This is a genomic window from Mesotoga sp. Brook.08.YT.4.2.5.2., from assembly GCF_003351125.1.
GTDB lineage: Bacteria > Thermotogota > Thermotogae > Petrotogales > Kosmotogaceae > Mesotoga.
On the sequence record NZ_JPGZ01000056.1, the window covers coordinates 49,204 to 60,714 of the forward strand.

Sequence of the window (11,511 nt, forward strand, 5' to 3'; positions counted from 1 at the left end):
TTTTCCTATCCGAGAACTCCTCGAAAGGAGGCGATTGGCACGAATATCATTGATATTATTCCGGTAGCGCGGGGTGATAAGCCGGCCGACGTTCTGCTGAAGAACTGCAAAGTGGTCAATGTTTTCAGTGGCGAGGTGGAAGAAGCGAATCTTGCTCTCTTCAGGAAGAGAATTGCTGGAATCGGGGATTACGAAGAAGGTGTTGAAGTTATAGATCTTGAAGGCTCATTTGTAGTGCCCGGCCTTATTGATGCGCATCTTCACATAGAATCATCTATGGTGTCTCCCGTCGAATTCTCCAAGACGATTCTTGCACGAGGAACCACGACAGCGATAGCAGACCCTCACGAGATTGCAAACGTAATGGGGCTTACCGGTATAGAGTACATGATAAGATCTACGGAAGGCGTTCCTGTCAATCTGTATATCATGATTCCTTCGGCCGTCCCTGCTTCGACAATGGAGACCTCCGGCGCAACGATCAGTGTAATGGATATGATAGGCTTTGTGGAGAAGTTTCAAAACAGAGTTCTCGGGCTGGGAGAGGTGATGAATTTCCCCGATATCATAAACGGTGATCGTGATTCAATAGCGAAAATCGAATTGATCCGTCACAAATACAAGAAGATAGATGGACATATCCCTGGAGTTCTTGGCAAACCGCTCAATGCTTACATTTGCGCCTTTGTGCGATCGGAGCATGAATGCACATATGTTGAGGAGGCGCGTGAGAAGCTTTCAAGAGGAATGCAGATTCTCATGAGAGAGGGCAGTGTTGAGAGAAACCTCGTTCCGCTTCTTCCACTCATAAATGACAAGACCTATCCGTTCGTCTCTTTCTGTACCGATGACAAGCACCCCGACGACATCATCAGGGAGGGTCATATCGATCACAATATTAGAAAGGCCATAAAACACGGGATAGATCCGATAATCGCAATAAGAGCGGCGACTATCAATACGGCCAGACATTACAATCTCAGATCGATGGGGGCCATCGCGCCCGGATACAAGGCAGACCTAGTAGTGGTCGATGACCTCAAGTCCTTCAACCCCAGAATGGTTTTCAAAGACTCCAGGGTGGTTGCAAGAGATGGAAAATTGGTTGCTGATGTGATATCCAGAAGCTTTCCGCAGGAAAAAACGAATACATTCAAGTGCCAGAGAATCAATGAGAGCGACCTGGCTGTCCGAGCCAGAAGTAAATTCATTAGGGTGATAGAGCTTCTTGGGAGCGAGGTTCTTACAGGAGGCTCCATCGTGGAGGCGAAGATAGAGGAAGGAAAGGCAGTCAGCGATACTTCTCAAGACGTTTTGAAGCTCGCCGCTATTTGCAGATATTGTGAAGGGAAATCCATGTCGGTAGCATTTGCGAAGGGATCTGGGTTGAAGAAGGGGGCAGTGGCAACATCTGTCGGTCATGATTCTCACAATCTGGGAGTCTTGGGCGTTAGTGATTCAGACATGGTTTTTGCCGCCAATAGAGTGATTGACATGGGTGGAGGTCTTGTTGCAGTAGTAGATGGAAAGATAATATCTGAACTGCCTCTGAAGATCGCTGGACTGATGTCGGATCTGACAAGCAGAGAAGTGGCTGAGAGACTGGTGGAGTTGAAGGAAGCGACAAAATCAATGGGAAGCATTCTTCCTGACCTTTTCATGACGCTCTCTTTTGTTCAGCTTTCAGTTATTCCCAAGTTGAAGCTAACGAATCTCGGTCTCGTCGATGTAGAGAAGAACGATTTCGTACCGCTTTTCGTTGAGGAGGATGAAGATGTCTGATTCACAAGAGAGAGTTGTTGGCAGAAGAATCAAGAGGGTCGATGCCCTGGAGAAGGTCGATGGCCGGGCTAAATTCGCTGCCGATGTTTCTTTTGACAGACAGGTCTATTGTGCTCTGGTTATTGCGAAGAAAGCACACGGTATTCTCAAATCGATTGACGCTTCAGCAGCCATAAGGCTCCCCGGTGTGGAAGGTGTCTTCACCTGGAAGGATATTCCCGGTGAGAATCAGCTAGGCGATGTGGTGAGGGATATGCCGTGTTTGGTCAGGGAAGGGGAAAAGGTCAGGTTCTACGGTGATGTTATAGCTGTGGTTGCCGCACAAAGCAAGAGAATTGCCGAAGAAGCCGCGGATCTAGTCAAAGTTGAGATTCAGGAATTGGAGCCGGTTTTGACAATAGAAGACGCTTTGAAGAATGAGATTCTGGTCCATGAGGATACGAACGTTGGTGTGTCGAAGAGGATAAGAAAGGGCAATGCCTCGAATTATATCGAGAACTCAGAACTCGTTTTTGAAGGGGAATTCTATGCCCATTATCAAGAGCAGGCTTATATGGAGCCTCAGGGAGTAATTGTGGTTCCGGATATCGACTACGGATTCACTGTTTACGGATCGATGCAGTGCCCTTACTATGTGCAGGGGGCAGTGTCACACGTTCTCGGTGTCCCGATGAGCAGGGTCAGAGTAATTCAGACTGAGACGGGCGGAGCGTTTGGAGGTAAGGAAGACGTTCCGTCTTACGTTGCTTCTTATGCGGCCGTAGCTGCATACAATTTAAGAAGACCTGCGAAGCTCATTTATTCAAGAGAGATCGATATTCAGACCACTTCTAAGCGCCATCCAGTTAAGTCTTATTATAAAGTTGCGCTTGAAGGAAAGAAAATCAAGGCGATGCAGATTAAGGCTTATATGGATATGGGAGCTTATGCCACGCTCACACCAATCGTCATGTTTAGGACGCTTGTGCATGCAGCCGGAGCTTACGAGATTGATAATGTGGACGTCGATGTTTGCGCCGTCTACACCAACAAGGTTCCGCCCGGAGCTTTCAGGGGTTTTGGATCGCCGCAGGTTCTCTTTGCAGTTGAAAGTATGGTTGATGATATAGCTTTTCAGATGGGGTTCGATCCCATGGAGTTCCGAGAAATCAACACGCTAAAGAGAGGATCGAGAACTTCTACAGATCATCTTCTGCTTAACAGTGTCGGAGCACCGGAGACTCTATCGAGAGTCAAGAAGGCTTCGAACTGGCAGAGACTTGTGGCGGAGACAGAGCGGTTCAACAAGGAACACGATGATTTTAAGAGAGGTGTGGGAGTTTCTCACATCTTCTATGGAGTAAGTCTTGGCGCCGGTGGACAGGCTCTTGACAAGTCCGGTGCGCACGTTCTGATTAATAGAGACGGATCTGTAGAAGTAAGAATCGGTGGAACGGAAATGGGACAGGGCGCAAAAACAGTAATCGCGATAATGGCTGCCGAAGAGCTGGGTCAGAGTATAGGAAAAATCCTTGTCCATCAGCCGGACACGGCCTTTGTCCCTGACAGTGGACCGACAGTGGCCTCCAGGACTACTATCTATTCAGGGAACGCGGTAAGAAGTGCCTGTATTGCATTGCGAGAGAAATTGGTTGGCGTATTCTGCGAAATAACGGGTGGCAGCCCCGCCGGTGTGAAGTTTGGAGGCAGCTCTGTTTATTATGAAGATGGAAAGAGAATGCGATTCGATGAAATAGTCGAAGAGGCCTACAAGAGAAATGTCAAGTTGTTTGAGACAGGTTGGTATGAGACTCCCAAATTGAGTTTTGACATGGAAAACGGGATAGGCGAGGCTTACGTTACCTACTCTTATGCGAGTCAGGTTGTACAGGTTGAAGTCGATTTAGCAACGGGCTCAACCAAAGTTTTGAAGGCTTTCACAGCTCATGACGTGGGAAAGTCCGTAAATCCCGAAGGAGTTATTGGTCAAATACAAGGAGGATTCGCTCAGGGGATGGGGTACGCGATTTACGAGGATTTGAAGCAGAGAGATGGAAGGATCGTTTCAGATAATTTCAACACTTACATTATTCCAACGGTCCACGAAATCCCTCATGAGTTGGTCATTGATGTCGTTGAAGAGCCCTTCCCAGAAGGGCCATATGGAGCCAAGGGGATAGGTGAGCCCTCACTTATGCCTGTTCCTGCAGCAGTTGCTAACGCTGTTTCTATGGCTATAGGAAGGCGAGTAAGGCAGGTACCGGTTACTCCTGAGTACGTGCTTCGACTAACTGAAAGTGATTTTTCTTCATAATACAGTAGTTAGTTAACAAGGAGGCTTATAATGGCTAAGTTTGTTCTTGGTCCAACGTTTGAAGAAATGCTGCATCCAGAGAAGATCGACAGAAAAACGAGAGAGATCGCCTGGAAGATGAGAAAGGAAGATCCCCTGGATCCGATCAACCTGTTTAACATCTCATGGAGAGACATTGAAAACAGGATCTACTACTTCGTACTTCCAAAAGAATTTACAGGAGTCGATGCAAATATTGTTGTCCTGTACGGAAAGGATTTTCCAACAGGCAGCCACAAGGTGGGAGCGACTTATTCGATTTTGATGGAAAAGGTTTTGAGAGGCGAAGTGGATCCAACTTATCACACACTTGTCTGGCCGTCCACGGGGAACTATGGAATCGGAGGCGCTTGGGTCGGATGCAGAATGAAATTCGATTCCGTGGTAATTCTGCCGGAAGAGATGTCCTCTGAGAGATTCGACATAATTAGAGAGTATGGTGCGAGAGTTATAGCAACCCCCGGTTGTGAGTCGAACGTGAAGGAGATTTACGACAAAGCAAAGGAATTGAAGGCAGCCAATCCAGAAAAAGTGCGTGTTCTCAATCAGTTTGACGAGCTAGGAAATTACAGATTTCATTATTATGTGACAGGAAACACGATTCTGGAGATGATGGACGAGCTCAGGCTCGGTAACGGCAGGGTCTCCGCAGTTGTTGCAACCGTCGGTTCTGCCGGAACAATAGCTTGTGGAGACAGGATAAAAGAAGTGTATCCTGAGGTCAAAATCGTTGCTGGTGAGCCTGTGCAGTGTCCGACTCTTTCGCTCAATGGTTATGGTGGCCACGACATTCAGGGAATCGGAGACAAACACGTGACCTGGATTCACAATGTGATGAACAACGATGCCGTTGTCGCGCTTGACGACATCGAATGCAAAAAATTGCTCCAGGTTATGACCGATGGCGAGGGCAAGAGCTTCTTGAAGGAGTTTTTGAAGGAAGAAGATGTAGAGACAATGGCAGACATATTTGGTATCTCGGGAGTTGCAAATGTTGTCGGTGCGATAAAGATGGCGAAGTACTACAAAATGACCGACAAAGATAACATCGTGACCATTGCTACAGACAACATGGATCGTTATCATTCTGTGATGGCGAACATGACGAAGACTTACGGTAGCCTCACCAGGGATGAAGCAAAGCACAGGTTCGAATCGTTTGCCCTTGGAGCAAAGACGGACTGGATATTCGAAGGGACAATGGAGAACCGCATGAGATGGCACAATTTGAAGTATTATACCTGGGTTGAACAACAGGGGAGGACAGTTGACGAACTCAACAGCACGATGTCTCAAGATTTCTGGAAGGCTGAAAGTGAAAAGATTGGTGAGATCGACAGGCTCCTCCTAGACTACCGCGAAAGAACCACATAGTCTAGAAGAGTAATTCTATGTTTTGTTTTTTGTAAGCTTTGTAGTACAATGAAAACATGGTGGTACTGACAAAGAGAAAACCGCCCTGATCAAAACTAGGCGGTTTTCTCTTTGTTGGTCTGAGCAGTTGCTTTGGCTTAAGTTCCTAACTCAATTCTGGAGGTGGTTCTTTTGAGAAAGCTTCTTCTTCTGTCGATTGTGCTGATCTTCTCACTCGCACTTTCTGCAACAACAATCCAGTTCTGGCATGCAATGGGTGGCTGGAGAATTGACTTTCTGCAGTCTCAGGCAGATGCATTTATGAAATTGCACCCTGACATCAAGGTTGAAGTGCAGTACACTGGAAGCTACAGAGACACTCTGAACAAGATGATCGCCGGTGTTCAGGCAGGAACGGCTCCTCATGTAGTTCAGGTCTTCGAAATTGGTACTCAGATGATGATTGATGGGGAGGTCGCAATTCCAATCGAAGAGATGATGGAGGCCGATCCGTCCTTTGACATCGGGAAGTTCATGCCTCAGGTGCTGAACTATTACAGAGTGAACGGCAAGCTTTATTCTATGCCCTTCAACTCTTCTAATGCCATCGTATTTTATAACAAAACGCTTTTTGAGAAAGCAGGCTTGAATCCCAACGATCCACCAACGACTTTCGAGAGCTTCATCGATGTGGCGCGAAAGCTAACTGTGAAGGATGCCTCGGGGAATGTTGAGCAGGCAGGCTTTACTGTATCTTTGAATTCCTGGTTCTTTGAACAGCTTATGGCAGCTCAAGATGCTCCGCTTATCAATCAGAACAATGGTAGAACGGGGAGACCTACTGCAGCTGTGTTTAACACGCCAGAGGGTCTTGCGATTTTTGAATGGTGGAATGCCATGTCCCAAGAAGGCACCATGATTAACACGAAATTTGAGGATTGGACTGCAGCAAGAAACCTGTTCATTTCTCAGAAAGCCGCAATGCTCATGACTTCAACTTCAGATGTAGCTCTTATGATGGAATCTGCAAAGGCAAACGGATTTGAACTTGGCAGTGTTTTCTTGCCTAGACCGGCAGACTCAAAGGCCGGAGGAGCGATTATCGGCGGAGGAAGTCTGTGGTTGATTGATGGCCATCCTGAAGCAGAAACAAGGGCAGCATGGGAATTCATAAAATTCATGGCCGGAACAGAGCAGCAGATTGAGTGGCACAAGGCGACCGGCTACTTCCCAGTCAGGAAAGACTCGGTTGAAAAGCTTGTTGCAAGTGGTTACTACGGTGATTATCCCGATCACCTAACGGCGTTACTGCAGCTGCTGCTTTCAGTGCAAAGCTACAATACAAACGGTGCAATAACTGGCGCTTTTCCTGAGATCAGGACGGTTGTGACCACTGCCATCGAGAAGATGATTGCAGGGGAAATGACACCTGCACAGGCGCTAAAATATGCCGAGGACGGTGCAACAAAGGCAATTCGCGATTATAACGAAGCTAACTACTGATACTTTTCTTTAGTTGGAGCGGGCTGACTGCCCGCTCCGCTTAATGCTGGAGGTGTAGAATGCGAAAGTGGTTACCATACCTTCTGCTGGTACCTACCTTTCTAGTTATTGTTTTATTCATTTATTATCCTGCAGTAGAAGCATTCAGGATGAGTCTCTACAGAGTCTCCACCTTTGGCAACAAAACAACATTTGTGGGAATTCAGAATTACATAAACCTTTTCAACAATGAGCAGTATCTTTCCTCAGTGAAGCTAACGGTGGTCTATGTTGGGCTTTCTGTAACACTATCTGTATTCCTCGGCTTCATAATTGCTATGCTCCTTACTCAAAACGTCCCGGGGACGAAGCTTTACAGAACCTTTCTCTTTGCGCCTTATGCTGTTTCTCCGGCGATTGCCGGCACACTGTGGACCTTCCTTCTCAACCCGGTTGTTGGTCATGTCAACTATGTGTTCATGAAGCTTTTCGGAATTCAGGTCGAATGGTTGACTTCGAAACCGTATGCATTCTATGCCTTGCTCTTCGCCACTGTCTGGAAGATACTGCCTTTCAATATGATATTCTATATCGCGAGTATTCAAAACGTCTCGGGAGACCTTCTCGAAGCTGCAACTCTTGATGGGGCAGGGGTGATGAAAAAAACCTGGAGAATCATCTTCCCCATGGTTTCTCCGATAACTTTCTATCTGGTAATTATGAATATTGTTAGTACGATGTTTTCCTCATTTGCAATAGTAGACGTGATGACAAGAGGAGGTCCTGCAGGGTACACGACAAACATGATTTATAGGCTATATCTGGATGCCTTCACTTTCCAGAAAAGAGGACCTGCCTCGGCTCAGAGCGTAATAATGTTCATGATTATGGTAGTTGTTACTATCATCTACTTTGCCGTTGCAGAAAGGCGAGTTCACTACCAATGAGGTGCGGCTATGAAGAAGTCTACTAGGAAACTACTGAATACAGTGATTATTGAAGTCGTGCTGATTTCGGTCTCTTTCATTTTCATCATGCCGGTGATCTTGGCTATTACAATGAGCCTTCAGCCGCCTCAAAGTGTCTTTTCCTTTCCTCCGAAGTTTTTCCCGACTGCGTTTTATTTCAAGAACTACTTTGATGCTTTCAAGACAGTTCCTTTTGCACGCCTTCTTCTGAACAGCGCAATCGTGTCAACAGCGATTACTCTTGGCAAGCTCGTAACGGGAACGCTTGCGGGATACGCCTTTTCAAACTTTAGGTTCACCGGAAGAGGACTGGCCTTCGGTTTTCTGTTTGCAACGCTGTTCCTGCCGGCAGAGACGATAATGATAGTTCCTCTCTTCTCGCTTATGAACAGATTTGGATGGGTGAATACATATTGGGCCCTTACTATTCCGTTTATGGCCAGCGCAACAAACACTTTTCTGATGAGACAGCAGTTCATGACGATTCCCCTATCTCTGGAGGATGCTGCAAGAATCGATGGAGCCGGACCTATCAAGTATTTCTTGAAGATTCTTCTGCCTCTTTCTAAATCGGTTATTGCGGGCTCGGCAATCATAAACTTTGTTTATTCTTGGAACATATATCTGTGGCCCCTAATAGTTACGATGGAAGATAAGATGAAGACAGTCCAGATCGGAGTCAAGATGCTAATTGATGCCGAATCTGCGAACAATTGGGGTATTATTATGGCCGGCACGATGGTTGCTGTGATTCCCACATTACTGGTCTTCTTCTTGCTGCAGAACCTCTTTGTGAAAAGCCTTGTCGGCACAGGCATAAAGGAATAAGTCGACCAGGAGCGCGTAAGATAAGCAAGAAAAAACATATAAAGTTCCGTGTTATATCAACTTCTTCAGGGAGAAGAGAGAAACGATAGATCTCTTGACATCTTCTGCAGCAGAACAAAACAGTGCTTCATGCAAAGCGACAAAGCGAGACCTCTCTTGGTTATTCCTCTTTCAGGGTCTAGTCTTCTTTGGCGCTTTTTGCGCCAGTCAGATTCGATATCGAGTCGTTGAGTATGAAATACTTCGACGCAGCTATCTGCTGTATGGAATCTTTATATCCGTCCAGGCAACTGAAAGGAACTATCTCTATACCGCTCTTCCTGTCAATTGCTTTGCTGTTCTTAAGTATTCCATCGCTTGACATTATGAAGACCCTATTATCGTCTATGAATGATCCCTCGGGGATGTAATGGGTAAGAGCGGCGAACCCAAACGAGATGTTTAGTAGATCCCTTCCAAACAGAATCCCATTTCGTTCCACTATTCCCATAAGATTGAGAAGTGTCGGGAACAGATCAATCTGTCCTCCTACTGTTGAGCTAGTTACCTGGATTTCGGAACCGGGTATGTGAAAGATCAGAGGTATGTTCATAGCCTGTGTGAAATCGTATTCTGTTTTCAAGAGTTCGGTAAGTATGTCCTTGTTTTCCTTGTTGAACGGGTATAGACCCGCATGATCACCGTAAAGGACGATCACGGAATCCTCGTAGAGACCTGATTCTTTCAGCCCCTCAACGAAATGACCGAGCGCTTCATCCACGTAATGAACGGACTGAATATAGTTGCCAAAAAGCGTGCCTTCATGTTCGGGCAGCAAATTCAGTCCCCTCAGTTCTTCTGGCATATCGTATGGATTATGGCTTGTAAGCGTTACTATGAAGGCAAAGAACGGTTCCTCAAGAAGCCCTAGATGCTCCAGAGTTTGTCTGAAAAGAGAGGAATCACTAAGCCCAAATCCGATGATCTCGTCGCTTTCCATGTCTTCAAGGCTTACGAAATCCGAAAACCCTAATGAAGGGTAGATATTCTCTCTGTTCCAGAACCATCCGTTGTTTCCATGAAATGCAACTGTATGATATCCTTTTGATTTCATTAGTGAAGGCAAAGCATAGAAGCTGTTGCTTTCTCTTGTCTGATAAACGGAAACCTCCCCAAGAGCGTGCATTGAGTTGAGCACAACAAACTCGCAGTCAGATGTATTGCCAGCACCTATTTGCTGATAGATCTCCTTGAAGTAAATCGAATCACGTGAGACAATCTTATTTATATTAGGAGTTACTTCCTGCCCATTGTACTCAAAACCCACCAAGAAGTCCTGAAATGACTCTAGTTGAATCATGATGACGTTCCTATCCTTTGCAACGGAGAAGTATTTTCCCTTATCGGCCATCTTGTTGATATAGCCTTCGTAAGAGACCCTTTCATCAACTTCTATTCCTCTATCAACTCCTGGAATCGCTCTTACCAGGTCGAACATGTGATAGGCAAACACCCCATATCTGTTGAAGACAAAATAAGGCTGCAAAGCCTCTGACGAGAAAGGGATGAGCAGACTAATGAGCAGAATTATCGTCACAAGAGTATCTGGATACCCCGGTTTTCTTACTGTTCCTTCCGAGGCTCTCAAAGTCTTCTTTCTTAGATACAGTCCTGTTGGAATCAAGTCGACAATGAAGATAAAGCTAATAGGATTAAGGACATACATAATGCTTTCTCTTACGGCTCCAACATGGCCTACATGAATGAGCTCCTTAACTGAAGGTAGAAATCCGAAATACTGGAAGTATATGAAATCTACGAATAGTATACACGAGATTATGCAGTAGAGCAGGAAGAACTTTCCCCTGAAAACAATCCAGAAAAGCAGCATCAAGAACGACATCCATGCTAGTGTTCCAAGCAATATCGATGCTCTTGCAAGCTCTGCAGTATAACCGTAAAATATCAACGATTTTATTATTATCAGGACGACCATAACGGTAATTGTTTTGGTTGTCCATTGATGAATCCTTTTCATGCGAATCGCATCCTAAACTACGATTTTTCCGGCCAGTAGAATTATACTAATTTACGCCGAAACGTTCAATGCGTAATAGGTTGATGGCACAGAGTTGCATGAGCAAAAAGCTGGAGGATGATTATAGATGTGTGACGAATTACGTTTCTTCACAGATGGATTTGACTCGGAAAGCCCCTATTCTTCAGTGAAGGAGAATAGAGAACTCGAACTTGTCTTCGGGTTATATGATGGCAGGACAATTCTTGAGAAAATCTGTGGTCTAGATGAATCTAGTCCGCTTTTTGATGAGATTTTGCGGGCAGGTGAAGACATTGACAGATTGTCCTCAGTTCTTGGTGTGAAGGATCTTTCCTCTATCATCCTCAGCGCGCATTCTAGGAGAGAAGTCGACTTTGCGTTTCGCTCAGAGGTTCTTGACAAGGGCAGGTATTATCTGGGTCATGCGGAAAGGAGCGATGAAAGTCTCGTTTCGGTAGTGTTCGTGGAGCTCGAGCACTATTTGACAAGATACAAGAACCGGGAACGCCTATTCGATAAGGTGAGTAGCCCAGGGGGATTTCACCCCCAGAGTATGTAAAAAAGATTGTGTAAACCCTCTAGAATGGAATAGAAGAATGGAGGGAAGAGAAGATGAAATTTGACAGAGAAAAGATCAAGTCGTTAATCGAGAAGAATGGATTTGAAAATGTCGGAGATGTTCAAGAGGTAATGAAGGAGTTGTTTGGTGACATTATTAAAGAAATGAT

General features: G+C 45.6%; 8 protein-coding genes. 7 read left to right on the forward strand and 1 reads right to left on the reverse strand.

Annotated elements, in window-relative coordinates; genetic code table 11:
- Positions 1 to 33 precede the first annotated feature (33 nt).
- The 6 genes from ade (at position 34) to Q502_RS13590 (ending at position 8,745) form a co-directional block, all read left to right on the forward strand.
- Positions 34 to 1,782, forward strand: coding sequence for an adenine deaminase (gene ade / locus Q502_RS13565; RefSeq protein ID WP_099829705.1), 1,749 nt, complete (start codon positions 34 to 36; stop codon positions 1,780 to 1,782).
- Positions 1,775 to 4,075, forward strand: coding sequence for a xanthine dehydrogenase family protein molybdopterin-binding subunit (locus tag Q502_RS13570; RefSeq protein WP_099829695.1), 2,301 nt, complete (start codon positions 1,775 to 1,777; stop codon positions 4,073 to 4,075). Before ade ends, Q502_RS13570 begins: the two co-directional genes overlap by 8 nt.
- A gap of 30 nt (positions 4,076 to 4,105) precedes the next feature.
- A complete protein-coding gene (locus Q502_RS13575) occupies positions 4,106 to 5,488 on the forward strand; it encodes a PLP-dependent cysteine synthase family protein (RefSeq protein WP_099829696.1) in 1,383 nt (460 codons plus the stop codon).
- Between the two features lie 171 nt (positions 5,489 to 5,659).
- Positions 5,660 to 6,970 carry an ABC transporter substrate-binding protein gene (locus tag Q502_RS13580; RefSeq protein ID WP_099829697.1) on the forward strand — a complete coding sequence of 437 codons (1,311 nt, stop codon included), beginning with the start codon at positions 5,660 to 5,662 and terminating at the stop codon, positions 6,968 to 6,970.
- A 59-nt stretch (positions 6,971 to 7,029) separates the two neighbouring features.
- Entirely contained in the window at positions 7,030 to 7,896 is an 867-nt protein-coding gene (locus tag Q502_RS13585) for a carbohydrate ABC transporter permease (RefSeq protein ID WP_099829698.1), read from the forward strand.
- Positions 7,897 to 7,905: 9 nt separating this feature from the next.
- The gene (locus Q502_RS13590; protein WP_099829699.1) at positions 7,906 to 8,745 is read left to right on the forward strand and encodes a carbohydrate ABC transporter permease; all 840 of its coding nucleotides are present in this window, start codon (positions 7,906 to 7,908) and stop codon (positions 8,743 to 8,745) included.
- Positions 8,746 to 8,923: 178 nt separating this feature from the next.
- On the opposite strand, the gene Q502_RS13595 is transcribed toward Q502_RS13590, so the two are convergent.
- Entirely contained in the window at positions 8,924 to 10,762 is a 1,839-nt protein-coding gene (locus Q502_RS13595) for an LTA synthase family protein (protein WP_099829700.1), read from the reverse strand.
- A gap of 127 nt (positions 10,763 to 10,889) precedes the next feature.
- On the opposite strand from Q502_RS13595, the gene Q502_RS13600 reads away from it, so the two are divergent.
- The gene (locus Q502_RS13600; protein ID WP_099829701.1) at positions 10,890 to 11,342 is read left to right on the forward strand and encodes a hypothetical protein; all 453 of its coding nucleotides are present in this window, start codon (positions 10,890 to 10,892) and stop codon (positions 11,340 to 11,342) included.
- Positions 11,343 to 11,511: the final 169 nt, after the last annotated feature.